The organism is Pseudomonas sp. REST10 (assembly GCF_029542605.1).
In the GTDB taxonomy this organism is placed as follows: Bacteria; Pseudomonadota; Gammaproteobacteria; order Pseudomonadales; family Pseudomonadaceae; genus Aquipseudomonas; species Aquipseudomonas khazarica.
In genome coordinates this window covers 4606305-4630938 of the sequence record NZ_CP035677.1, presented here as the reverse complement: position 1 = coordinate 4630938, position 24634 = coordinate 4606305, and the positions used below count along the sequence as shown (strand labels likewise).

Genomic DNA, 24634 nt, shown 5'->3' with positions numbered 1-24634 from the left:
AACGCGGTCGCGGAGAGCTTTTTCCAGTTACTGAAGCGGGAGCGCATCCGACGGAAAACCTACAGCACCCGCGAAGAAGCTCGCAGTGATGTGTTCGATTACATCGAGATGTTTTATAACCCCAAGCGCCGGCACATCAGCGCTATGCAGCTATCGCCAGTGGAGTATGAAAAGCGCTATTTTCAGAGCTTGGAGAGTGTCTAGGAAACCTGGGGCGATTCAGAGAGTTCTTGGATGTTAACCTTCAACAACTCAAGGTTGGCACAAGCGCTCAGCAATGTGTTGCGGAGTTTTTTGATAGGTTGTTGGCTCGGCATTCAGTGCGTTGATTGGTACGAGCTTTATTTTTATGGCTATCAGTTAATGTAGACCGATTAGTTGGGAGGGGCGGTGTTAAACAGAGGTAAAGCAATTCTCGATAGAGTTAGGGGGCTCCTGAGCGGTTCTGGGCAGCGTGAATCGCCCCATCTGTTGCCGGGCTTCTATTCGGACTATGTGTCAGGTCCTGCCTTAGGGTGTGACTATTATGAGCTGCGCGCTTTTTTGGGTGGCGTCCTGATTGCGGAGTCACATGGCCATATCCTTCCTGAGGAGTTCAGAGTCACCAAGATTCAGGTCTATGCAATCTATAGAGGTGAGGGGTATGGGCGGAAGATCTGCAATCGATTGATCGAAGAGGCTAGGAGTGCTGGATGCCAGCGTTTTGTGTTCGAAGGTGTTGATCTAGAGAATCTGGCGGCGGTAGGGCTTTATAATTCGCTTGGTGCTAAGCCTGTTAAATCGAAGACATACCCGTCAAGGAAAGATTTTTTATTGAGTTTTTATCCCGATGACTAACAGTGTTACTGCAGGGAGCATCTCGAAAGTTGTTCTACGCATGAATACAGGATGTCTATATGCTTGGATAAATTTTGAGGCCTTCTGACCGAAGGCCCAAGCTATTTTGGATGGCTAGTTTGTCAGCCATGCTTTCCATATTGATGGTAGGCGATCATGGTTTCCCAGCCATTGCCCAAGCTGGGGGTCAAGCCAGTTGATAATAGTTATGCCAACTGTATGTTGGTCGAGCAGGGTCGGGGTCAACCACAACAGCGGCTCGTGATGGAACACGCGGTTGCGCAGATCACGAATCTGGTTCAATGCCGCCGAAATGTTGTGTCGCTGTCTCTGTGGCTTCGGGCAGCGTGCAAACACAAGGCGCAGGTCTTTCCAGAGAGCGGCCTGGAACTGAGCGTTGAAAAGCGAACTCCAGAAACCAAAGGTTAGCTCGGCAAGTACCTTATCAGGGGGCTGTGGTTCATGCCGCCGGATCAGCTTTGCCTTGGCGCCGCCCACTTCCTTGTTCTGCCAGTTGAAGGTTGGATCGCCCGTCCATGCCTCCCACCAGTCCGTCCTGCCGTAGAGCCTGCTTAGGCGAGCATGAATGCCGTTCCGTAGCGCGATCTCCAAGACGTTGAGCATTGGCACCATCGCTTCGGACAGCAAGACATTGCTGGAGTAGTCCGTCGCTGCCTTCGCTGCATCGCCCCCTCGCGCTGCACGATAGCGGCCTAACCTGGCAGGGGAAAAGTGCTTCTCTAGATCATTCCAGTTCATTCTTCGTCACTTTGAATCATTGGTTCGGTGCTGTTATAATCGGTCTGCAGCCCTAGGCTCAGTCCTCTCCCAGCTACCATACTGGTGATGACACTAGGTTCGTTGTGGCCCTGCACTGCAGGGCCACCCCCCCATTTCTCAACAAACCCGCCAATCGGCGGGTTTGTTGTTTCTAGTTCCGCGAATTATAAGGCTAGCTCTCACAAGAGCGCCGTCAGATACGGCAGCGCCTGTGCGGCGATCACGCCACCAGCTGCGTTTTCCAGTACGCCCTTAATGCTGCCTGCGGTCGCCTTGATGACTGCCCATTTGGGCTTCGGCGAAGCGGCCTGTGCCTGCAATGTCGCCAACTCGGCTTGCAACTCCTCGCGCACCTCCCCTGCGACGCGTCCCTGCTGGATGGTGTCATGTAGCAGTTCGATCAAGGCCGACAGTGCGGCCATGTCACTGCCTGACTGCTTCTGGGTCTGGTTGGAGTCATTGGATCCTATCTGGATTTGAGAACCGCTCACGTCCCCGAAGTGGTAGTGCTGTTGTTGCACGATTTGCTTTTCCTCCTGAGAAAACGTCATGCCTTCGCCGAGTACGCCCTTGGTCTCCAGATCGAGCGCCCATTCGAGCACCCGGCTTCTCACCTTCTCGATGATCCCCTGCACCTGAAGCGTGGAAAATCTGAGCGCCGGGCGCATCATCACGCCGTTCGTCTCGCGCATCATCTGCATCAGCGTGTGTTCCACGTTGGCCGGGAAGTGGCTATAGATACCAGTTGTGCTTTGGGCAAGCTGTATGAGCTCAGGTACTGACTGCCGAACTTCGAAGTCCGACAGCATCTCAGCCATCTCGGGCGGCGCAAAGAACGGAATGGGGCCGTGAATTGGGTTCTCCGCCATCAACTGGCCCTGTACTCGGCGATAGTCGGGCACCCCTCCAGAGTAATAGCCGTTCAGCTCGCTGCTGATCCAATCGATCAGCTCAGGTACTCCCAGCCGCCTGGTGGCGACTAGAGCGCGACGTAACAAATCAGCTGATGACACCGAGGTGTCAATTGCTGCATTCACCAGTTCGGTAACGAGCGCAGGCATTCAGCCTCCCTAATTGTGATGGCAAAGGCATAGGATGCCACCTTTCTTGGTTGTTCTCTCCATGTGCATGTGAAGAACAATAGGGGACTAAAGCGGGGACTAAAATAGCTAAAAACGAAAAAGCCCACCGTTGTGGTGGGCTTAATTCGTTGATTTATATGGTGGGCCCACACGGACTCGAACCGTGGACCAAAGGATTATGAGTCCTCTGCTCTAACCAACTGAGCTATAGGCCCCCAGAAGGCCGGCGGATTATACCGGCGCGCTCTCGTCGGCGCCAACCGCTTGACCGGGCGAGAGAAATTTCCGGGTGAAGGCTTCGGAGGAGAGCGGGCGGCTGACCACGTAGCCCTGAATCTGCAGGCAACCTTCGGCGGCCAGGCAGAGTTCCTGCGCCTTGGTTTCCACGCCTTCGGCGATCACCGTCAGTTGCATGCTGTTGCCCAGGGCGATGATGGCGCGGGTAATGGCCAGGTCGTGCGGGTCGTCCGGCAGGCCGCGAATGAATGACTGGTCGATCTTCAGCACGTCCAACGGCAGGCGCTTGAGGTAGCTGAGCGAGGAGTAGCCGGTGCCGAAGTCGTCGATGGCCAGCTGCACGCCGAGGTCCTTGAGGCGGTGGAGGATGTCCAGCGCTTCGCCGGACTGGCTCATGATGAAGTTCTCGGTGATCTCCAGCTGCAGCAGCTCCGGCTGCAGGTCGTGGCGCTGCAGCAGCTCGCTGATGCGCGGCAACAGGCTCGGCTGGTGCAGCTGCGCGCCGGCCAGGTTGACCGAGAGGGGGCCGAAGACGTGGCCGTTGTCCTGCCATTCCTGCAACTGGCGGCAGGCCTCCGCCAGCACCCAGTCGCCCAGCGGCAGGATCAGCCCGCTCTCTTCGGCCACCGGGATGAAGCGATCCGGCGGGATGTCGCCGAACACCGGGTGCGGCCAGCGCACCAGCGCTTCGGCGCCCACCAGGGCCTGGCTGCGCAGGCAGTACTTGGGCTGGTAGTACAGGCACAGTTCGTCGCGCTCCAGGGCGCGGCGCAGCTCCTGCTCCATGGCCATGCGTTCGTTGACCTGGAAGGTCAGCGAGCGGGTGTAGAACTCGCAGCGGTTGCGGCCCTTGGCCTTGGACTGGTACATGGCCGCGTCGGCGTTCTTGATCAGCGTGGCGACATCGATGCCGTCCTTGGGATAGAGGCTGATGCCGATGCTGGCGCTGATGAAGAACTCGTGGTGATCCAGGGCGAAGGGCGCGCGGAAGCATTCCAGCAGTTTCTGCGCGACCTGCTCGGCGTCCTGCTCCTGGTGCAGGCCGGGCAGCAGGATGATGAACTCGTCGCCGCCGAGACGAGCCACGGTGTCGACATCGCGCAGCTGCTGCTTGAGGCGTGCGGCAATGGCCTTGAGCAGCTGGTCGCCGACCGGGTGGCCGAGGCTGTCGTTGATCTGCTTGAAGCGGTCGAGGTCGAGGAACAGCACGGCGCCCAGCTGGTCGTTGGCGCGTGAGCCGTCCAGCGCGCTGCGCAGGCGATTCTCGAACAGCAGACGGTTGGGCAGGCCGGTCAGCGGGTCGTGGTGGGCCTGGTGGTCGAGTCGCGCCTGGGCATGCTTGAGGCTGGAGATGTCGGCGAATACGCCAACGAAGTGGGTGATCTGGTTGTCGGCGTTGCGCACGGCGCTGATGGTCAGCCACTCGGGGTAGAGCTCGCCATTCTTGCGCTGGTTCCAGATCTCGCCCTGCCAGTGGCCGTTGGCGGCAAGGCTGTGCCACATGGCGGCGTAGAAGGCGTTGTCGTGCTGCCCGGAGGACAGCAGGCTGGGGCGCTGGCCGAGGGCTTCGGCCTCGCTGTAGCCGGTGATCTGGGTGAAGGCGCGGTTGACGGCGGTGATGCGCTGTTCGAGGTCGGTGATCATGACGCCTTCGGCGGTGCTCTCGAAGACGGTGGCGGCCTGCTGCAGTTCTTCCTGCATCTGCTGGCGCTCGGTGATGTCGCGGGCGATGGTCAGCAGACACTCGTCACCGCCGATAGGCAGTGGTTGTGCGGAGAGTTCGCAGAGGCGCAGCTGGCCGTTCTTGTTGCGCACCGGGGCGATCATCTCGCGCACGCTGCCCTGTTCGCGAATCTGCCGGACCAGGCGTTCGCGGTCCTGCGGGTTGGCCCAGATGCCCAGGCTGAGGGTGCTGTGCTTGCCGATCTCATCGAAGCTGTAGCCGGTGATGTGGCTGAAGCCTTCGTTGGCTTCCACCAGCAGGCCGTCCCGCAGGCGGGTGATCAGCAGGCCGTCGGGCGAGGCATGGAAGGCCTTGGCGAACTTCTCTTCGGATATCTGCAACTGTTGCTGGGTGCTCTTCAGCTGGCTGATGTCGCGCACCACGACCACCAGCGCCGGCGTGTTGTCGAGTACGAAGGAGCTGGCCGAGATGAGCCCGGTGAAGAGGCTGCCGTCGGCCCGGCGAAAGGGCATCTCCAGGTTGCGCACGCTGTTTTCCTGCAGGCGCAGCAGCAGGCTCGGGCCGATCCCCGGCGTGCCCCATAGGTCGAGTTCTGTAGCGGTCTTGCCGATGGCCTGCTCGATGCCGATACCGGTCTGTTCGGTGAACGCGGTGTTGACCTCGAGCAGCACGCCATCGACGCGGCGGGCGATGATCAGGGCGTCCGGGCACTGCTGGAAGACCGAGGCGAACTTCTGTTCGGAGAGACGCAGCGCATGCTCGGTCTGCTTGGCTTCACTGATGTCGACCATCAGCCCGCGCACCACCTGGCGGTCGTCGCGCTGCAGCAGGGTGACGATGTCACGCACCCAGACGGTTCGTCCGTCGGCGGCGAGCAGGCGGTACTCCAGGGCGTGATCCTGGCCGGCGGCGCATTGTTCGAGGCAGCTGCGCAAGGCGCGCTGATGATCGTCGGGGTGCAGGTGGCGTTGCCAGAAACCGGGTTCCAGCCATTCGTGCAGCGGGTAGCCGAGCAGCGTCTCCGCGTGGGGCGAGACGTAGGTGTAGTTCAGCCCGCTCGCCTCGGTCTCCCAGGTGATGGCCGAGAGGCTTTCGACCATGTCGCGAAAGTGCTGCTCGCTGCTGTGCAGTTCCTGCTCCAGCGCCTCGCGGTTGCGCATCTCCTGCTTCAGGCGATGGTTGATGCGCAGGATGATGGCGATGACGGCCAGCAGCGCAAGCAGGGCCGGCAGGCCATAGAGCAGGGCCTGATGCCAGAATGCGCGGCGGTCGAGCACGCTGCCGACCCAGGGCTCCTGCAGCGCCTCGATTTCGTCGGCGCTGAGTTCGGCGAACAGCTTGTCGAGGATGCCGACCAGCATGCTCTGACCACGCGGTGCGGCCATGGCCAGCTGGTAGCGGTAGGGCGTTTCGCCGCTGATGTACAGGCCGTCCAGCTTGAGCTGGCGCAGGCTCCAGACGCTGGATGCGAGGTCGCCGACCATGGCGTCGGCCTGGTGGGTGGCCAGCGCCTGCAGGGCCGCGGCTACGCTGGGCAGCGGCAGCAGGTTGAGGTCGGGGTGGCGCTGGCGCAGCAGTTCGTGGGGCGCGTAGTTGGCGACCACGGCGACTTTCAGGCCATACAGGTCGTCGAGTTTCTGCGGTTGCGGGCCGCCGTCGCGGGCCAGGATGATGATGGGGAAGTCCAGGTACGGGCGGGTGAAGGTGAGGTACTCCTGGCGCTCGGGCGTGGACATGACACCGGGCAGCAGGTCGAGCTGGCCGCTGCGCGCCTGTTGCAGCACTGCGCTCCAGTCGCTCGGCTCGATGGGTTCGAGCTTCACGCCAAGGCGGCTTTCGATGAGGCGGACATAGTCGGCGGTGAGGCCCAGGTAGTTGCCCTGGGCGTCGCGAAATTCGAAGGGTGGCCAGGACGCGTCGACGCCCAGGCGCAGCTCCGGGTTGGCTGCCAGCCAGGCGCGCTCGTCCTCGTCGAGTGTCAGGGCGTGGGCCGGGGTCATCCAATACGCCAGGCACAACAGCACAATGGCCGGCAAGCGGAACATAACGGCCTCGTTTCGGGATCAATAAGGTCGCAGTGTAGACCGCCGGCGTCGAGATGGCAGTTTGATTGCGCAGTCGGCGTGTGATTGGAGGGAGGCGGAGCAAGTGCCCGGAAAGCAAAACCCCCGGCTTGGGCCGGGGGTTCTGGTATCACTCGTCGAGGAAGGAACGCAGATGCTCGCTTCGCGTCGGGTGGCGCAGCTTGCGCAGTGCCTTGGCTTCGATCTGACGAATACGCTCGCGGGTGACATCGAACTGCTTGCCGACTTCCTCGAGGGTGTGGTCGGTGTTCATGTCGATGCCGAAGCGCATGCGCAGGACCTTGGCTTCACGGGCGGTGAGGCCGGCCAGTACTTCGCGCGTGGCTTCCTTGAGGCTTTCGACCGTGGCTACGTCGATCGGGGACTGCATGGTGCTGTCCTCGATGAAGTCGCCCAGGTGCGAATCTTCGTCGTCGCCGATCGGGGTTTCCATGGAGATCGGCTCTTTGGCGATCTTCAATACCTTGCGGATCTTGTCCTCGGGCATTTCCATGCGCTCACCCAGCTCTTCCGGAGTGGGCTCGCGACCCATTTCCTGAAGCATCTGACGGGAGATGCGGTTGAGCTTGTTGATGGTCTCGATCATGTGCACCGGGATACGGATGGTGCGCGCCTGGTCGGCGATCGAGCGGGTGATCGCCTGGCGAATCCACCAGGTGGCGTAGGTCGAGAACTTGTAGCCGCGACGGTATTCGAACTTGTCCACCGCCTTCATCAGGCCGATGTTGCCTTCCTGGATCAGGTCGAGGAACTGCAGGCCGCGGTTGGTGTACTTCTTGGCGATGGAGATCACCAGACGCAGGTTCGCCTCGACCATTTCCTTCTTGGCGCGGCGGGCCTTGGCCTCGCCGATGGACATGCGACGGTTGATGTCCTTGATCTCGGCCAGGCTCAGGCTGCACTCGGCTTCCAGGTCGGCGAGCTTCTGCTGGCAGCGCTGGATGTCGGCCTGCAGGTTGCCCAGGGCTTCGGCGTACTTGGCCTTGCCCTTGGCCAGGTCGGCGGACCAGTCCATGTCGACTTCGTTGCCCGGGAACAGGCGCAGGAAGTCGGCACGCGGCATGCGCGCATCACGTACGCACAGCTGCATGATGGCGCGTTCTTGCGCACGCAGACGGTCGAGGGCGCTGCGCACCTGGATGACCAGGGCGTCGTACTGCTTGGGCACCAGCTTGATCGGCATGAACAGCTCGGCCAGTGCGGCCAGCTCGTCGGTGACCTGCTTGCTGCCACGACCATGCTTCTTCAGGGCCTTCTGGACCTTGTCCTGCTGCTCGGCCACGGCGCTGAAACGGCGAGCCGCTTCTTCCGGGTCCGGGCCGCCATCGCCTTCTTCTTCCTCGTCGTCGCCGTCTTCTTCCTCGTCTTCGTCGTCGCTTTCTTCAGCGGCGGCGCCTTCCTTGACGGGAACGGGGGCGGCGGCTTCGTCGGGCACGCTGCCGTCATCCGGGTCGATGTAGCCACTGAGGACTTCGGCCAGGCGGCCGCCTTCGGTGGTGACACGGTTGTACTCGGCGAGGATGCCGTCGACGGTGCCGGGGAAGTGAGCGATGGCGCTCATGACTTCGCGGATGCCTTCCTCGATGCGCTTGGCGATCTCGATCTCGCCTTCGCGGGTCAGCAGTTCCACGGTACCCATTTCACGCATGTACATGCGCACCGGGTCAGTGGTACGGCCGATATCGGTTTCAACGGCAGCGAGGGCGGCAGCGGCTTCTTCGGCAGCGGCTTCGTCGGTGTCGGCTTCGGCCAACAACAGGGCGTCCGCATCCGGAGCACTCTCGAATACGTTGATCCCCATGTCGTTGATCATGCGGATGATGTCTTCCACCTGTTCCGGATCGGAAATGTCTTCCGGCAGGTGGTCATTGACCTCCGCGTACGTCAGGTAACCCTGCTCGCGACCACGGCTGATCAATTCTTTCAAACGAGATTGCTGTTGCGCTTTTACGGACATAACACCCTATCCACTGAAGGTCTTGGCGGGCTGAAAACAAGCCGAGGATTATACCTCAGTTCAGGCTTTAGGCGCCAGTTGGGGACTTGCTGCTCTGCGAGGAGGTCAGGCTGTAGTGCTCTCTGAGCAAGGTCTTCTCCTCATCGGTGAGCTCGCTGGGGCTTTTCTGCATGATGCTGCGGAGCGCTTTTTCACGCCGCCTCTGCGATTGGTTGTGTGCAAGTGTAGTAATGGTGTCGAAAAACTGCTGTTCAAGGTTGTCGCCTTTGATCAGCCATTCTTTCTCCGCCAGTGCCCGCAGCAGGCGGCCCTGTTCGGTGCCGTGCCAGCGGGCGATCAGCTGCAGCGAACGCAGGTTGGGCGTCTTCTGCAGGGCGCCGACCAGCGCCACCAGCAACTGGGCGTAGGTGTCGTCTTCGTCGGCGAAGTGGCTGACATCCTCGACCTTCTGTGCCAGCTGCGGATGGTGCAGCAGGGTGCGCAGGGCGATCAGATGCGGTGATTCGACGCTGACGGCGGTGCGTGGGGCACGCGGCGCGAAGTCACCCTTGCCTTTCTTGTTCCACTTGCCGCCGTCCTTCTTCCAGTTGCCCTTGCCGCCTTCGTTGCTGCGTTCGTAGTACTGCTGTTGCGGCGGCGCCGGCTGCTCGTAGCCGCCGACGTCCGGCAGGCTGTCGTAGTAGGCGCTGTCGGGGATGTCGCCGTAGTCCGGGTAGTCGCTGCCGGGCGCTGGGCTGGCCGGGCTGGGCGCCGGGCTGCGCGGGCTGCTGGCGACCTGGCTGAGGGCTTCGCCGGACAGGCCGGTGATCTCGCTCAGGCGCTGACGCATCAGGGCGCGCAGATTGTTGCCGGGAATCTTGTCGATCAGCGGCGCGGCCAGGGTCACCAGGTGTGCCTTGCCTTCCAGTGAGCGCGGGTCGGCTTCCTCGCTCAGTTGCTCGAAGAAGTAGTCGGCCAGCGGTTGTGCGTGCTGGTTGATGCGGGCGCGGAAGGCGTCGGTGCCTTCGGCGCGCACCAGGGTGTCCGGGTCCTCGCCGTCGGGCAGGAACAGGAAGCGCGCGCGGCGGCCGTCCTGCAGGCTCGACAGGGTCGACTCCAGGGCGCGCCATGCGGCGTTGCGCCCGGCGGCATCGCCATCGAAGCAGAACAGCACGCTGGGCACGATGCGGAACAGGCGCTTGAGGTGCTCCTCGCTGGTCGCGGTGCCCAGGGTCGCCACGGCATTGCGCAGGCCCTGCTGGGCCAGGGCGATGACGTCCATGTAGCCCTCGACCACCATGATCTCGTCGAGGTCGCGGTTGTGCTTGCGGGCCTCGTACAGGCCGTAGAGCTCCTGGCCCTTGTGGAATACCGGGGTTTCCGGCGAGTTGAGGTACTTGGGCTTGTCGTCGCCCAGTACCCGGCCGCCGAAGGCGATCACCCGTCCGCGGCTGTCGCGGATGGGGAACATGATGCGGTCGCGGAAGCGGTCGTAGCGCCGGCCGTTCTCGGCGTTCTCGATCAGCAGGCCGGCGTCGATCATGACCTTCTGCTGCAGGGCGTCGCCGCCCAGCTGCTTGAGCAGGTTGTCCCAGCCGGGCGGGGCGAAGCCGAGGCCGAAGTCGCGGGCGATTTCGCCGGTCAGGCCGCGACCCTTGAGGTATTCCACGGCGTACTTGCGCTGCGGATGGCTCTTCAGCGCCTGGCGATAGTGCTCGGCGGCGGCGTTGAGCAGCGGGTAGAGCGGCGAGTCGACCGGTTGTCGGGGCTTGTGTCCGCGACCGCTTTCCTCGCGTGGCACGTCCATGCCGGCGCGCTTGGCCAGTTCCTCGATCGCCTGGGGGAATTCCAGTTGATCGTGGTCCATGACGAAGCCGAGGGCATTGCCGCCGGCGCCGCAGCCGAAGCAGTAGTAGAACTGCTTGTCCGGGCTGACGGTGAAGGAGGGGGTCTTCTCCTTGTGGAACGGGCAGCAGGCGCTGTAGTTCTTGCCGGTCTTCTTCAGCTGGATGCGCGAACTCACCACATCGACGATGTCGGTGCGGTTGAGCAGGTCATCGATGAAGGATTGCGGGATCAGGCCGGCCATGGGTGCTCAGCATACTGTCCGGCGCGGGCGCGGAACAGCGGTGGGTAGAAATGCAAAAAACTCCGGCCATTCGCCAGTTGGCGAAGCGGAGTTCTGTAAATGCAATGCCCGGCCGAAGCCGGGCATTCGAGCGTGGCGTGTACGGTATTAGTACAGGCGAACGCTGCGGCGCTGCTCGCGCTGCACTTTCTTGGCGTGACGCTTAACAGCGGCAGCGGCCTTGCGCTTACGCTCAGCGGTCGGCTTTTCGTAGAATTCGCGGCTACGGACTTCAGCCAGTACACCGGCTTTTTCGCAGGAGCGCTTGAAACGACGCAGGGCTACGTCGAAGGGTTCGTTCTCTTTAACTTTGACGGCTGGCATCCAGGTCGTACCTATCTTTAATTACCGGGTTAACGCGTACCCGGCAATGTGGCTCGGGGTGCGTCGGTTTTTAAGGGTTGCGGATGTTACCGCCTCGGGCCGAGGAATGCAAAGCCCTCTGATCGAAAAGCGCTGGCCGCTCCGCCGGGCGGCGCTTATCATGCGCGCCTTTGTTCCACGCGGCAAACCAAGGCTCAAGCTCCATGCTCGTACTGGGATTGGAAACCTCCTGCGATGAAACCGGCGTCGCGCTCTATGACAGTGAGCGCGGCCTGCTGGCCGACGCATTGTTCAGTCAGATCGATCTGCACCGTGTATATGGCGGCGTGGTGCCCGAGTTGGCTTCGCGCGACCACGTCAAGCGCATGCTGCCGCTGATTCGCCAGGTGCTCGACGAGGCCGGGCGCGCGCCGGGCGATATCGACGCGCTGGCGTACACCGCCGGGCCCGGCCTGGTCGGTGCGCTGCTGGTGGGCGCCTCCTGTGCGCAGGCGCTGGCCTTCGCCTGGGGCATTCCGGCGGTCGGTGTACACCATATGGAAGGTCATCTGCTGGCGCCGATGCTCGAAGAGCAGCCGCCTGCGTTTCCGTTCGTCGCCTTGCTGGTGTCGGGCGGCCACACGCAGCTGGTGCGCGTCGATGGCATCGGCCAGTACCAGCTGCTCGGCGAGTCGCTGGATGACGCGGCAGGTGAAGCCTTCGACAAGACGGCCAAGCTGATGGGGCTGAATTACCCCGGCGGCCCGGAGATCGCCAAGCTGGCCGAGCAGGGTACGCCGGGGCGTTTCGTCTTCCCGCGGCCGATGACCGATCGCCCGGGCCTGGATTTCAGTTTCAGCGGCCTCAAGACCTTCGCCCTGAATACCTGGCAGCAGTGCCGTGACGGCGATGACGACCTCGATCAAGCCCGTCGCGACATCGCGCTGGCCTTCCAGCAGGCAGTCGTCGAGACTCTGACCATCAAGTGCAAGCGTGCGCTCAAGCAGACGGGGCTGAACAGCCTGGTGATCGCCGGTGGGGTGAGCGCGAACAAGGCTTTGCGTGAGCATCTGGAACGCATGCTGGGCGAGCTGAAGGGCAAGGTGTTCTATGCTCGCCCGCGCTTCTGTACCGATAACGGCGCGATGATCGCCTACGCCGGTTGCCAGCGTCTGCTGGCTGGGCAGCACGAGGATCTGGCGATCAAGGTGCAGGCGCGTTGGCCGATGGAGTCGCTGCCGGCGATCTGATCGAGGGTGTGCCCTGCAGGAGCGGCTTCAGCCGCGAATTCTTTCCTGCCGGTCGTTCAGAAACGGCGCTCGCGCCCGGCGAACAGATCGCGCAGGTTGTTGCGATGGCGCCAGACGATCAGGCCGGTCAGTACGCAGGCGGGCAGCAGGGCGGCGGGTTGTTGCCAGGCCAGCAGGGGCAGCGTCAGCGGCGTGGCGATCAGCGAGGCCAGCGAGCTGGTGCGGGTCAGCAGGAACACCAGGGCCCAGGCCGCCAGGGCGAGCAGTGCCGCGGGTGGGTAGAGCCCGAGTAACATGCCGGCGGCAGTGGCCACGCCCTTGCCGCCGCGAAAGCGGAAGTACAGCGGGTACAGGTGGCCGACCACCGCAGCCAGGCCGATCCAGGCTTGCTGGTGCAGGCCGAGGCCCAGCAGCTTGGCGATCAGGATCGGCAGCAGGCCCTTGAGCAGGTCACCGATCAGGGTCATGACGGCGAGCTTCCTGCCGGCCACCCGCAACATGTTGGTGGCGCCGGGGTTGCCCGAGCCGCTGGCGCGCGGGTCAGGGCCGCCTGCGAGGCGACTGAGCAGGATGGCGAAGGACAACGAGCCGAGCAGATAGGCGAGGATCGCCAGAAGCCAGAACATGGTGGCCATTCCAGGGCATGGGGTGGGCCGATTCTAACGAGGTACGGCGCCCTTGTCGTGGCGCGGAGAGTGTGGGTGGACAGAGTATTTATCGAGGGGCTGGAGGTCGACACGGTGATCGGCGCCTACGATTGGGAGCGCGAGATTCGCCAGTGCCTGCTGCTGGATCTGCACATGGCCTGGGACAACCGCCCGGCTGCGGCCGGTGACGACCTCAACCTGGCGCTCGACTACGCCAGCGTTTCCACGCGTATCCAGGCGTTCGCCGCCGAGTCGCAGTTCATCCTGGTGGAAACCTTCGCCGAGCGTCTGGTGCAGACCCTGATGGCCGAGTTCGACATTCCCTGGATACGCCTGAAGCTGACCAAGCCCGGTGCCGTGCCGGCGGCGCGTGGTGGCGTGGGTGTGGAGATCGAGCGCGGATGTCTCTGACTCGGGTCTTTCTCGGTCTCGGTAGCAATATCGAGCGCGAGACGCATCTCGTCGCCGGGCTCGAGGCGCTGGCCGCAATGCTCGGCGACATGCGCTGCTCGCCCGTGTTCGAGAGCCATGCCGTGGGCATCAAGAGCGGTAATTTCTTCAACCTGGTGGTGGTCGGGGACACCGAGCTGCCGCTGCTGGAGCTGGACCGCCGGCTGAAGTTCATCGAAGCCGACAACGGCCGCTATGCCCCGGACCGCAAGGGCCTGCCGCTGGATATCGACGTGCTGCTGTATGGCGAGCAGGTGGGCAACTTCAACGGTCTGATCCTGCCGCGTGCCGAGATTCTCAAGAACGCCTTCGTGCTCTGGCCGCTGGCGCTGCTGGCTCCCGAGACCTGCCACCCGCTCGACGGCCGCTCGTTCGCCGAGCTCTGGGGCTCGGCGCAGATCGACCAGCAGCTCTGGCCGGCCGCCTTCCAGTGGCGTGACAGCGCGCTGACACCGGCCGAACTGCTGGCGTCCGCGTAGCACCGAGCCCGGCTGCAAGTGCCTGGAGATGCCGTGCCTTGAGGCTACGGCGGGCGTTCGGTTGTAGCCAAGTGGAATCCGCGACCTGCGCGCATGCCGCCCCGGATTGCATCCGGGCTAGGCTTGCTCGCGTTCCTTGTAGGCCTTGAGTGCGTTCAGGCGTTCGCGATTGAGCGCTTCACCCAGTTCCGCACCCTTGTAGCCCTTATCCAGCAACGGCTTCACCGCTACCTGGCGCGCGACTTCGGCAGCGCCCAGCAGGTAGGCGGCCTGCGGATAGTCGCGTTGCTCCAGGCCCAGGCGCCCGCGTGCGTCCATCTCGCAGGCCGCGACGAATTCGGCGAAGCGTTGCGGGCGGCGGAACACATCGAAGCGTTGCAGCAGCTCCAGCAGTGTCGAGGCGCGCAGTTCCCGTGCACGGTGGCCATGGGTATGGAACTCGCCAACCAGCAAGGCCAGCTCGGCGCAGTCGCGCGGCACCTTGCAGCGTTCGTTGATCGCCTGGATCAGGTTCAGCCCCAGGTGCTCGTGGGCGATATGCCGTGGCCATTGCTCGGCCGGCGTCAGGCCCTTGCCGACATCGTGCAGCAGGCTGGCCCAGCGCACGCTCAGTGGCTGCTCGTGCTCGGCACACTGTTGCAGCACGCTGAGTACGTGCACGCCGGTGTCGATCTCCGGGTGGTGCGCGGCTGGTTGCGGCACGCCGAACAGGGCGTCGACCTCAGGCAGCAGGGCCGCTAGGGCGCCGCAGTCACGCAGTACCTGGACGAACACATCCGGGCGCGGCTCCATCAGGGCGCGGGAAATTTCCTTCCAGCTGCGCTCGGCGGTGAGGTGCGCCAGTTCGCCGGATTCGGCCAGCTGGCGCATCAGGGCCAGGGTCTCCTCCGCCACGCTGAAGCCCATTGGCGCATAGCGTGCGGCGAAACGGGCGACGCGCAGGACCCGCAACGGATCTTCGGCGAAGGCCGGGGAAACGTGGCGCAGTACGCGCGCGGCAAGATCCCGCTGACCGCCGTAGGGGTCGAACAGCGTACCCTGATCGTCCTCGGCCATGGCGTTGATGGTCAGGTCGCGGCGGATCAGGTCCTCTTCCAGGGTGACGTCGGGGCTGGCATGAAAGGTGAAACCGCCGTAGCCGCGCCCGCTCTTGCGCTCGGTGCGGGCCAGAGCGTATTCCTCCCCGCTCTGCGGGTGGAGGAATACCGGGAAGTCCTCGCCGACCGGCCGATAGCCGAGCGCGAGCATCTGCTCGGCATCGGCGCCGACCACCACCCGGTCTATATCGGTGACCGGTCGCCCGAGCAGGCGGTCGCGCACGGCGCCGCCGACTTTGTAGATCTGCATGTCTGATCCTCCACTGAGCGCAGAGGATATCGAAGATTGGCCCGGGCTGCGTGGGCCCGAGTCGATTGGCTGCTGCTTGCGGCGCTGCCTATGGCGTGGCCAGGGGGATCTGCTCGGTCAGCGCCTGGGTGGCACGCTCCAGCAGCTCGGCGCTGTCGTGCGCCGGGCTCAGTCCGGTGCTGATCACGCCTTCCCAGAGGATGTCACCGTCCAGGTCGGTCAGGCGCAGGCGCAGCACGCCGGTCTCGTCACGCAGGCGATGCATGGCCTGGTACGGGCCCAGGGGGTTGGGCGCAGGTGTGTCGACCTTGAACGTCAGCGGGCTGTCCTGCACGGCCAGCCAGTAGTAGACGCGCAGCTGCGGCGGTCGGCTCTGGTGATAGCCGCGTGCTGACAGGCCGTGACGCAGCAGCTGAGGCAACTGGCGATAGCGCTCGGGAAAGGGAGGCTCACCCTCCAGGCTGCGCTTTGGGTCGATCAGTTCGTAGCTGTGTTGCCCGGCGAGCGAGGCATCGGCCGGGCTGAGGATGCGCGCCTGCGGCACGTGGCTGGCGCAGGTGGCCAGCCCCAGGCACAACAGGAGCACCAGAAAGATTCGCATGCGCTGTCTCTCGCGGAGTCTGCCTGCGATGCTGGTATCTGCTGCGATCTTCGGCAACCGATCAAATGGGTGGTATCACCAGGTCCAGGCGTGGGTACTCGCTGTCCCCCTCGGCGCTGCCGCGTGGCGGCACGTGCTGGGTGGTGATCAGCTGGTCGCCCTGGCAGACCTCCAGGTGGATATCGAAGCCCCACAGCCTGTGCAGGTGCTTGAGCACTTCCTCGGTGGAATCGCCCAGTGGCTTGCGGTCGTGCTGCTGGTGGCGCAGGGTCAGCGAGCGGTCGCCGCGTCGGTCGATGTTCCAGATCTGCACGTTGGGCTCGCGGTTGCCCAGGTTGTACTGGGCGGCGAGCAGTTCGCGGATGGTGCGGTAGCCGGACTCGTCGTGAATGGCCGGCACCAGCAGCTCGTCCTTCTGGTCGTCGTCGAGGATGCCGAACAGCTTGAAGTCGCGGATCACCTTGGGCGAGAGGAACTGCAGGATGAAGCTCTCGTCCTTGAAGCTGGTCATGGCGAACTTGAGGGTGGTCAGCCAGTCGCTGCCGGCGATGTCGGGGAACCAGTGCTTGTCCTCATCGGTGGGCTCCTCGCAGATGCGGCGGATGTCACGGTACATGGCGAAGCCCAGGGCATAAGGGTTGATGCCGCTGTAGTAGGGGCTGTCGAATGGCGGCTGGTAGACCACGCTGGTGTGCGACTGCAGGAACTCCATCATGAAGCCGTCGGTGACCAGGCCCTCGTCGTACAGGTCGTTCATCAGCGTGTAGTGCCAGAAGGTGGCCCAGCCTTCGTTCATCACCTGGGTCTGGCGTTGCGGGTAGAAGTACTGGGCGATCTTGCGCACGATGCGGATCACCTCGCGCTGCCAGGGCTCCAGCAGCGGCGCGTGTTTCTCCAGGAAGTAGAGGATGTTTTCCTGTGGCTCGGCCGGGAAGCGCTTGCTGTCCTTCTCGCCGCCTTTGTCGGCGCTGCGTGGGATGGTGCGCCAGAGGTCGTTGATCTGTTTCTGCAGGTGCTCTTCGCGGTCCTTCTGGCGCTTGCGTTCCTCCTCGGCCGAGATCGGATAGGGCCGCTTGTAGCGGTCGACGCCGTAGTTCATCAGGGCATGGCAGGAGTCGAGCAGTTCCTCCACCGCGTCGATGCCGTAGCGCTCCTCGCACTGCATGATGTACTGCTTGGCGAACACCAGGTAATCGATGATCGAGCTGGCATCGGTCCAGGTGCGGAACAGGTAGTTGCCCTTGAAGAAACTGTTGTGGCCGTAACAGGCATGGGCGATCACCAGCGCCTGCATGCAGATGGTGTTCTCCTCCATCAGGTAGGCGATGCACGGGTCGGAGTTGATCACGATCTCGTAGGCCAGGCCCATCTGCCCGCGCTTGTAGCCTTTCTCGGTGGCGAGGAAGTGCTTGCCGTAGGACCAGTGGTGGTAGCCCAGCGGCATGCCGACCGAGGCGTAGGCATCCATCATCTGTTCGGCGGTGATGACTTCGATCTGGTTCGGGTAGGTGTCCAGCGCATAGCGTTCGGCGATGCGCGAGATTTCGCGGTCATAGGCGCGAATCAGCTCGAAGGTCCATTCCGAACCGGTGGACAGCGGTTCACGTTTCTTGGCAGTGGCACTCATGACTCGGCCCTCAGCTCACCAGACGACGCTGGAAGAGTTCGCGGAACACCGGGTAGATGTCCGCTGCGGAAACCAGTTGCTGCTGGGCGAAGCTGTCGGCGAACGCCTCGGCCACTTGCTCGTACTCGAACCACAGCGCCTGGTGCTCGCGTGGGGTGATCTCGACGTAGGTGAAGTACTGCACGAACGGCATGATTTGATTGATCAATATATCCCGGCAGATCGGTGAATCATCGTTCCAGTTGTCGCCGTCCGACGCCTGGGCGGCGTAGATGTTCCACTCGTTGATCGGGTAGCGCTCGGCCATTACTTCCTGCATCAGTTTCAGGGCGCTGGAGACGATGGTGCCGCCTGTCTCGCGGGAGTAGAAGAACTCCTCTTCGTCGACTTCCTTGGCGCTGGTGTGGTGGCGGATGAACACCACGTCGATCTTGTCGTAGTTGCGCTTGAGGAACAGGTACAGAAGGATGAAGAAGCGCTTGGCGATGTCCTTGGTGGCCTGGGTCATGGAGCCGGACACGTCCATCAGGCAGAACATCACGGCCTTGGAGCTGGGGTTGGGCTGCTTGGTCAGCAGGTTGTACTTGAGGTCGAAGGTGTCGAGGAAGGGCACGCGGTGGATGCGCGCGCTGAGGCGCTCGATCTCCGCCTCCACTTCCTGAATGTCGCCGAAGTTGTCCGGTTCTTCGCGGCGCAGGCGCTCCAGCTCGACCTTGGCCTCGCGCAGCTTGGCGCGGCTGGAGCCGGATAGCGCGATGCGCCGGGCGTGGGCCGAGCGCAGGGTCCGCACGATGTTGATGCGCGACGGATTGCCTTCGTTGCTGATGCCGGCGCGGACGGTCTTGAAGGTTTCGGCCCCGGTCAGGTGGCGCTTGACCAGGTTGGGCAGCTCCAGGTCCTCGAACATGAAGTCGAGAAACTCCTCCTGGGTGATCTGGAAGACGAACTCGTCCATGCCCTCGCCGGAGTTGCTCGCCTTGCCGCTGCCACGACCACCACCACCGCCCTGCGGCCGGGGGATGCGTTCGCCGGTGGTGAATTCCTTGTTGCCGGGGTGGACGATGGTCTGCTTGCCACCGCGCCCATGGTGCAGCACCGGCTCGTCGATGTCGCGGCCGGGAATGCTGATCTGCTCGCCATGCTCCATGTCGGTGATGGAGCGCCGGCTGACGGCTTCCTCCACCGCCTTCTTGATGTGCTCACGGTAACGCCGCAGGAAACGCTGGCGGTTCACCGTGCTCTTGTTCTTGCCATTCAGGCGCCGGTCGATCACATAGCTCATAGGCCCCTCCGGGGCTGCTTCAAGCTGCAAGCCACAAGCTGCAAGCAAGCGCCGGGCGACCAGCGCTTGCGTTCGTTCCGCCAGCTCGAAGCCTGGCGCTTGCCGCTGCCGTTATTGCGATTTGCGAACCCGCAGGTACCACTCCGACAGCAGGCGCACCTGCTTCTCGGTGTAGCCACGCTCGACCATGCGTTTGACGAAGTCGTTGTGCTTCTGCTGTTCCTCCTTGCTGCCCTTGGCGTTGAAGCTGATGACCGGGAGCAGGTCCTCGGTGTTGGAGAACATCTTCTTCTCGATGACCACACGCAGCTTCTCGTAGCTGAGCCAGGTGGGGTTCTTGCCGTTGTTGTTGGCACGGGCGCGCAGCACGAAGTTGACGATCTCGTTGCGGAAATCCTTCGGATTGCTGATGCCCGCCGGCTTCTCGATTTTCTCCAGCTCCTCGTTGAGGGCCACGCGATTGAGGATTTCGCCGGTTTCCGGATCGCGGTACTCCTGGTCCTGAATCCAGAAGTCGGCGTACAGCACGTAGCGGTCGAAGATGTTCTGGCCGTACTCGCTGTAGGACTCCAGGTAGGCGGTCTGGATCTCCTTGCCGATGAACTCGATGTAGCGCGGCGCCAGGTACTCCTTGATGTAGCGCAGGTAGCGCTCGCGCACTTCGGCCGGGAACTGCTCCTGCTCGATCTGCTGCTCCAGCACGTAGAGCAGGTGCACCGGGTTGGCGGCCACCTCATGCGGGTCGAAGTTGAACACCTTGGAAAGGATCTTGAAGGCGAAGCGCGTCGACAGGCCGTTCATGCCCTCGTCGACACCGGCGGCGTCGCGGTATTCCTGGATCGACTTGGCTTTCGGGTCGGTGTCCTTGAGATTCTCGCCGTCGTAGACGCGCATCTTCGAGTAGATGTTGGAGTTTTCCGGCTCCTTCAGGCGGCTGAGCACGGAGAACTGGGCCAGCATCTTCAGGGTGTCCGGCGCGCAGTGGGCCTTGGCCAGCGAGCTGTTGATCAGCAGCTTGTCGTAGATGCGCACCTCATCGCTGACGCGCAGGCAGTACGGCACCTTGACGATGTAGATGCGGTCGATGAAGGCCTCGTTGTTCTTGTTGTTGCGGAAGCTGTGCCACTCGGACTCGTTGGAGTGGGCCAGCAGGATGCCGCTGTAGGGGATCGCGCCGAGGCCTTCGGTGCTGTTGTAGTTGCCCTCCTGGGTAGCGGTGAGCAGCGGGTGCAGCACCTTGATCGGTGCCTTGAACATCTCGACGAACTCCATCAGGCCCTGGTTGGCCCGGCACAGCGCGCCCGAGTAGCTGTAGGCGTCGGCGTCGTTTTGCGGGAAGTCCTCCAGCTTGCGGATGTCCACCTTGCCGACCAGTGCGGAGATGTCCTGGTTGTTCTCGTCGCCCGGCTCGGTCTTGGCCACGGCGATCTGGTTGAGGATCGACGGGTAGAGCTTGACCACGCGGAACTGGCTGATGTCGCCGCCGAATTCCTGCAGGCGCTTGGTCGCCCAGGGCGACATGATCGAGTTGAGGTAGCGGCGTGGGATGCCGTAGTCCTCCTCGAGGATCGCACCGTCCTCGGTGGCGTTGAACAGCCCCAGGGGCGATTCGAACACCGGCGAGCCCTTGATGGCGTAGAAGGGCACCTTCTCCATCAGTTGCTTGAGCTTCTCGGCCAGCGACGACTTGCCGCCGCCAACCGGGCCCAGCATGTAGAGGATCTGTTTCTTCTCTTCCAGGCCCTGTGCCGCGTGGCGGAAGTAGGAGACGATCTGGTCGATGCACTCTTCCATGCCGTGGAAGTCGGCGAAGGCCGGGTAACGACGGATGACCTTGTTGGAAAAGATTCTGGACAGTCGCGAGTTGCTCGAGGTGTCGAGCAGCTCGGGTTCGCCGATGGCCATCAGCAGGCGCTCGGCCGCAGTGGCGTAGGCGCTGCGATCCTGCTTGCACAGTTCGAGGTACTCCTGCAGCGAGTACTCCTCCTGGCGGGTCGCCTCGAAACGCTGTTGGAAGTGACTGAAAATACTCATGACTTCACCTCGCTCGATGCTGAAAGCTGGCTCGGGATCGGTCGTGCGTACAGGTGCTGGGTAACCCCGGCTCAGAGACAAGTCGGGAAGAATCCCCCAAAACCTAAAAGTCGTTACCGATGGCCCGATGCCGGTTGACCGGCTCTACCTTCAGTGGGATGGCCTGAGTAACAGAATAGTTCGTTCTGCGAATGGTCAAGGGCGGGACAACGATAACTGAATGTTACCGTGCCTCGGGAAACGGCGGCAGGCCAGAGCGGGCGGGGCTTGCCGCTGGGCGAAATTTATTCTTCGGCGCTTTGCGCGGTTTCGTCCGGGTAGGTGGCGCGCCACAGCTCGAAACCGCCGTCGAGGCTGTAGACGTCGGAGAAGCCCTGGCCGACCAGATAGGCGGCAGCGCCCTGGCTGGAGTTGCCGTGGTAGCAGGAGACGATCAGCGGTGCATCCAGGTCTGCATGGGTGATGAAGTCATGCAGCGAGTGGTTGTCCAGGTGACGCGAGCCGCTGATGTGGCCGTTGGCGAAGCTCTGCGGGTCGCGGATGTCGACCACCACGGCGCCCTGGGCGCGCAGCTCTTGTGCCTGTTGCGGGGAGATTCGCTTGAATTCGCTCATGTTCGGGGCCTTTGCGTGATTCGTGGGAGCGCTGCTGGCGCTCATGCCTTGGGGCAGGTGCAGCGATGGAGTTCGCCGCTGTCGACGTCGAGCAGGGTCATCGCACCGCCCCAGACGCAGCCGGTGTCGAGGGCATGCAGGCCGGGTTCCCGGCAGTTGCCTTCCAGTGCGGCCCAGTGGCCGAAGATGATCTTCTCGCCGCGCATCTTGCGCTGTGGATGGCTGAACCAGGGGGCGAAGCCGGGGGGCGCATTGCCGATGCCTTCCTTGGTTTTCAGGTCCAGGGTGCCGTCGGCGGTGCAGAAGCGCATGCGGGTGAAGTAGTTGGTGATCACCCGCAGGCGCGTCACGCCGCTCAGCTCCCGGTTCCATTTCGCCGGCTCGTTGCCGTACATGCCGTCGAGAAACAGCGGCAGGCGCGCGTCATCGCGCAGGACTTCCTCGACCTCGGCCGCGCGGCGCAAGGCCTTGCTCAGCGTCCATTGCGGCGGAATGCCGGCATGCACCAGGGTGACCTTGCGTTCGGCGTCGTGGTGTACCAGTTTCTGCAGGCGCAGCCAGTCGAGCAGATCGGCGCGGTCCGGGGCGTCGAGGATCTCGCGCAGGGTGTCGCCCTTCTTCAGGCGCTCGATATTGTGCGCCACGGCCAGCAGGTGCAGGTCATGGTTGCCCAGGACGCAGGTCACGGCCTGGCGGATGCTATAGAGGAAACGCAGGGTTTCCAGCGACTGCGGGCCGCGGTTGACCAGGTCGCCGACCAGCCAGAGCCGGTCCCTGGTCGGGTCGAAGGCGACTCGTTCGAGCAGGCATTGCAGCGGTTTCAGGCAGCCCTGCAGATCACCCACGGCATACACGGCCATCAGTGCAGGGCTCCCGGCACTGCCAGGCGGAAGGGAGCGATGATGGCGTCGAAGCGTTTGCCGTCCTCGGCGAGCATCTGGTAGCTGCCCTGCATGGTACCCACCTGGGTGGCCATGACCGTGCCGCTGCTGTAGGTGTGGCTGGCGCCCGGCTCGATGTGCGGCTGCTGGCCGATGACGCCCGCACCGCGCACTTCCTGCACGCGGCCGTCACCGTCGGTGATGATCCAGTGGCGCGACAGCAGCTGCGCCGGCAACTCGCCGTTATTGACGATGGTCACCTTGTAGGAGAACGCGTACCGGCTCTGCTCCGGCTGCGATTGCGCGGGCAGGTAGCGAGTGGTGACGCTGACGTCGATCTGATAACGAGGGTCGGACATGCAGGAAACCCGTTGAGCGTGATTGCAGTTTAGTCCTGAGCCGCGCCGGGCTGCAGGGCCAGCTGGTCGGCCAGGCGGACGAAGGCGGCCAGGTCCAGCTGTTCGGGGCGCAGGCTGCCGTCCACCCCGGCGGCCTCGATGGCCTCGGCCGGCAGCAGCTGCTTGAGCGTGTTGCGCAGGGTCTTGCGGCGCTGGTTGAAGGCCTCGCGGACGACGCGCTCCAGCAGGCGATGGTCCTTGGCCGGGTGCGGCAAGGTCTCATGCGGGACCAGGCGAACGATGGCCGAGTCGACCTTCGGCGGCGGATTGAAGGCGCCGGGGCCGACGTTGAACAGATGCTCCACGCGGCAGTGGTACTGCACCATGATCGACAGGCGGCCCCAGTCACCGCCGCCAGGACCGGCGGCCATGCGCTCGACCACTTCCTTCTGCAGCATGAAGTGCATGTCGCGAATCAGTGGCGCGTTGTCCAGCAGGTGGAAAATCAGCGGCGTGGAGATGTTGTAGGGCAGGTTGCCGACCACGCGCAGGCTGTGCGGCGCGGCCTCGAGGCGGGAAAAGTCGAACTTCAGCGCATCGCCCTGATTCAGGCGAAAGCGCGGGTTGTCGCCGAACTTGTTCTGCAGGATGGGAATCAGGTCGAGGTCCAGCTCGATCACGTCGAGTTGCGCGCCGCTGCCCAGCAGGCCTTCGGTCAGAGCGCCCTGGCCCGGGCCGATCTCCAGCAGGCGCTCGCCTTCCTTGGCGCGGATGGCGCGCAGGATACGGTCGATCACGCCGGCATCATGCAGGAAGTTCTGGCCGAAGCGCTTGCGCGCGCGGTGTTGGTATTCGGACATGTACGGCTCCGCGAGCAGCTCGACGCGTGGTGGCCGAGGCTGGATGCAAAAAGGGAAGTCGCACAGTTTACCAGCGAATGGCGCCAGGGGTATGGGCCTTGGCCCCAGTGGCTCAATCCGTGCGGCTGGCGGCCATCTGGTAGGCAGTTTGCAGGGCGACCTGCAGGCTGCCGATGTCCACCTTGCCAGTGCCGGCCAGGTCCAGCGCGGTGCCATGGTCCACCGAGGTGCGGATGATCGGCAGCCCCAGGGTGACGTTCAGCGCGGCGCCGAAGCCCTTGAACTTGAGCACCGGTAGGCCCTGGTCGTGATACATGGCCAGCACTGCGTCGGCCTGGTCCAGGTACTTGGGGGTGAACAGGGTGTCGGCTGGCAGCGGGCCGATGAGGTTCATGCCCTCGGCGCGCAGGCGCTGCAGCGTCGGCTCGATGATGTCGATCTCCTCGCGCCCCAGGTGGCCGCCTTCACCGGCGTGCGGATTGAGCCCGCAGACCAGGATGCGCGGCGCGGCGATGCCGAACTTGCTGCACAGGTCGGCGTGCAGGATGCGGGTGACACGCTCCAGGCGCTCCGCGGTGATCGCGGCCGCGACATCCTTGAGCGGCAGGTGGGTGGTGACCAGGGCCACGCGCAGGCCGTGGGTCGCCAGCATCATCACCACCTGCGAGGTCTGGGTGAGGTCGGCGAGAAACTCGGTGTGGCCGGAGAAGGCGATGCCCGCCTCGTTGATCACGCCCTTGTGCACGGGGGCCGTGATCATCCCGGCGAAGGTGCCATCCAGGCAGCCCCGGGCTGCGCGGGTGAGGGTCTGCAGGACATAGCTGGCGTTGGCGGCTGCCAGCTTGCCCGGTTCTGCGGCGACGGCCAGGGGCGTGTCCCAGACGTACAGGCTGCCCGCCGCTGCGGGAGCGTCCGGCCATCGCTGCGGCTCGACCGCCAGCAGCTCGATGGACAGGCCCAGTTGCCTGGCGCGCTCGGCCAGCAGTTCACGGCTGGCGATCGCCACCAGCGGCGCCGGTTGCGCCTCGCGTGCCAGCAGCAGGCAGAGGTCGGGACCGATGCCGGCTGGCTCGCCTGGGGTGAGGGCAAAGCGGGGGAGCGTCATGGCGGATCTCTGTGCGGGCGACGGGGCGTCAGTGTACGCCGCCGGGCC

21 protein-coding genes and 1 tRNA gene are annotated in these 24634 nt (G+C 63.6%); 4 read left to right on the top strand and 18 right to left on the bottom strand.

What is annotated here, in order from left to right:
• Positions 1-204, top strand: a 204-nt coding sequence (locus EWH21_RS21900) for an IS3 family transposase (protein WP_277699317.1), incomplete at its 5' end; no start/stop codon positions are given.
• Between the two features lie 747 nt (positions 205-951).
• Here EWH21_RS21900 and EWH21_RS21895 read toward each other — a convergent pair.
• The 7 genes from EWH21_RS21895 to rpsU form a co-directional block, all read right to left on the bottom strand.
• Positions 952-1596 carry a hypothetical protein gene (locus tag EWH21_RS21895; protein WP_277699316.1) on the bottom strand — a complete coding sequence of 215 codons (645 nt, stop codon included), beginning with the start codon at positions 1594-1596 and terminating at the stop codon, positions 952-954.
• 200 nt (positions 1597-1796) lie between these two features.
• Positions 1797-2678 carry a hypothetical protein gene (locus EWH21_RS21890; protein WP_277699315.1) on the bottom strand — a complete coding sequence of 294 codons (882 nt, stop codon included), beginning with the start codon at positions 2676-2678 and terminating at the stop codon, positions 1797-1799.
• A gap of 159 nt (positions 2679-2837) precedes the next feature.
• A tRNA-Ile gene (locus EWH21_RS21885) sits at positions 2838-2914 on the bottom strand.
• 16 nt (positions 2915-2930) lie between these two features.
• Positions 2931-6665 carry an EAL domain-containing protein gene (locus EWH21_RS21880; protein ID WP_277699314.1) on the bottom strand — a complete coding sequence of 1245 codons (3735 nt, stop codon included), beginning with the start codon at positions 6663-6665 and terminating at the stop codon, positions 2931-2933.
• A gap of 148 nt (positions 6666-6813) precedes the next feature.
• Positions 6814-8661, bottom strand: a complete 1848-nt coding sequence (gene rpoD, locus EWH21_RS21875) for an RNA polymerase sigma factor RpoD (protein WP_037055043.1) — start codon at positions 8659-8661, stop codon at positions 6814-6816.
• 67 nt (positions 8662-8728) lie between these two features.
• Complete coding sequence (dnaG, locus tag EWH21_RS21870) at positions 8729-10729, bottom strand: DNA primase (RefSeq protein WP_277699313.1); 2001 nt, start codon at positions 10727-10729, stop codon at positions 8729-8731.
• A 147-nt stretch (positions 10730-10876) separates the two neighbouring features.
• A complete protein-coding gene (gene rpsU, locus EWH21_RS21865) occupies positions 10877-11092 on the bottom strand; it encodes a 30S ribosomal protein S21 (RefSeq protein WP_003290642.1) in 216 nt (71 codons plus the stop codon).
• Positions 11093-11295: 203 nt separating this feature from the next.
• Here rpsU and tsaD point away from each other — a divergent pair, with 203 nt between their 5' ends.
• On the top strand, positions 11296-12321 hold the full coding sequence (gene tsaD, locus EWH21_RS21860) for a tRNA (adenosine(37)-N6)-threonylcarbamoyltransferase complex transferase subunit TsaD (RefSeq protein WP_037055039.1): 1026 nt from the start codon (positions 11296-11298) through the stop codon (positions 12319-12321).
• A gap of 56 nt (positions 12322-12377) precedes the next feature.
• Here the strand turns inward: tsaD and plsY are convergent, their stop codons facing one another.
• On the bottom strand, positions 12378-12947 hold the full coding sequence (gene plsY / locus EWH21_RS21855; RefSeq protein ID WP_037055037.1) for a glycerol-3-phosphate 1-O-acyltransferase PlsY: 570 nt from the start codon (positions 12945-12947) through the stop codon (positions 12378-12380).
• A 75-nt stretch (positions 12948-13022) separates the two neighbouring features.
• Here plsY and folB point away from each other — a divergent pair, with 75 nt between their 5' ends.
• Positions 13023-13379 (top strand): dihydroneopterin aldolase, encoded by a 357-nt coding sequence (folB, locus tag EWH21_RS21850; RefSeq protein ID WP_037055034.1) that lies wholly within the window; start codon positions 13023-13025, stop codon positions 13377-13379.
• The gene (folK, locus tag EWH21_RS21845; protein WP_047589147.1) at positions 13370-13897 is read left to right on the top strand and encodes a 2-amino-4-hydroxy-6-hydroxymethyldihydropteridine diphosphokinase; all 528 of its coding nucleotides are present in this window, start codon (positions 13370-13372) and stop codon (positions 13895-13897) included. Before folB ends, folK begins: the two co-directional genes overlap by 10 nt.
• Positions 13898-14014: 117 nt before the next feature.
• On the opposite strand, the gene EWH21_RS21840 is transcribed toward folK, so the two are convergent.
• The 10 genes from EWH21_RS21840 to pdxA all read right to left on the bottom strand — a co-directional run bounded on the left by EWH21_RS21840 (position 14015) and on the right by pdxA (position 24586).
• Positions 14015-15244 carry a multifunctional CCA addition/repair protein gene (locus EWH21_RS21840; RefSeq protein ID WP_277699312.1) on the bottom strand — a complete coding sequence of 410 codons (1230 nt, stop codon included), beginning with the start codon at positions 15242-15244 and terminating at the stop codon, positions 14015-14017.
• Positions 15245-15332: 88 nt separating this feature from the next.
• Entirely contained in the window at positions 15333-15845 is a 513-nt protein-coding gene (locus EWH21_RS21835; protein WP_277699311.1) for a hypothetical protein, read from the bottom strand.
• 61 nt (positions 15846-15906) lie between these two features.
• Positions 15907-17472 carry a SpoVR family protein gene (locus tag EWH21_RS21830; RefSeq protein ID WP_150606771.1) on the bottom strand — a complete coding sequence of 522 codons (1566 nt, stop codon included), beginning with the start codon at positions 17470-17472 and terminating at the stop codon, positions 15907-15909.
• A gap of 10 nt (positions 17473-17482) precedes the next feature.
• The gene (locus EWH21_RS21825) at positions 17483-18754 is read right to left on the bottom strand and encodes a YeaH/YhbH family protein (protein ID WP_277699310.1); all 1272 of its coding nucleotides are present in this window, start codon (positions 18752-18754) and stop codon (positions 17483-17485) included.
• 111 nt (positions 18755-18865) lie between these two features.
• Positions 18866-20788, bottom strand: coding sequence for a PrkA family serine protein kinase (locus tag EWH21_RS21820; RefSeq protein ID WP_277699309.1), 1923 nt, complete (start codon positions 20786-20788; stop codon positions 18866-18868).
• Positions 20789-21072: 284 nt separating this feature from the next.
• A complete protein-coding gene (glpE, locus tag EWH21_RS21815) occupies positions 21073-21402 on the bottom strand; it encodes a thiosulfate sulfurtransferase GlpE (RefSeq protein ID WP_277699308.1) in 330 nt (109 codons plus the stop codon).
• A 41-nt stretch (positions 21403-21443) separates the two neighbouring features.
• Positions 21444-22262, bottom strand: a complete 819-nt coding sequence (locus EWH21_RS21810) for a symmetrical bis(5'-nucleosyl)-tetraphosphatase (RefSeq protein WP_134676493.1) — start codon at positions 22260-22262, stop codon at positions 21444-21446.
• Positions 22262-22642 (bottom strand): Co2+/Mg2+ efflux protein ApaG, encoded by a 381-nt coding sequence (apaG, locus tag EWH21_RS21805; RefSeq protein ID WP_277699307.1) that lies wholly within the window; start codon positions 22640-22642, stop codon positions 22262-22264. The genes EWH21_RS21810 and apaG overlap by 1 nt, the downstream gene beginning before the upstream one ends.
• Positions 22643-22671: 29 nt before the next feature.
• Complete coding sequence (gene rsmA / locus EWH21_RS21800) at positions 22672-23481, bottom strand: 16S rRNA (adenine(1518)-N(6)/adenine(1519)-N(6))-dimethyltransferase RsmA (RefSeq protein WP_152489734.1); 810 nt, start codon at positions 23479-23481, stop codon at positions 22672-22674.
• A gap of 112 nt (positions 23482-23593) precedes the next feature.
• The gene (pdxA, locus tag EWH21_RS21795) at positions 23594-24586 is read right to left on the bottom strand and encodes a 4-hydroxythreonine-4-phosphate dehydrogenase PdxA (protein WP_277699306.1); all 993 of its coding nucleotides are present in this window, start codon (positions 24584-24586) and stop codon (positions 23594-23596) included.
• Positions 24587-24634: the final 48 nt, after the last annotated feature.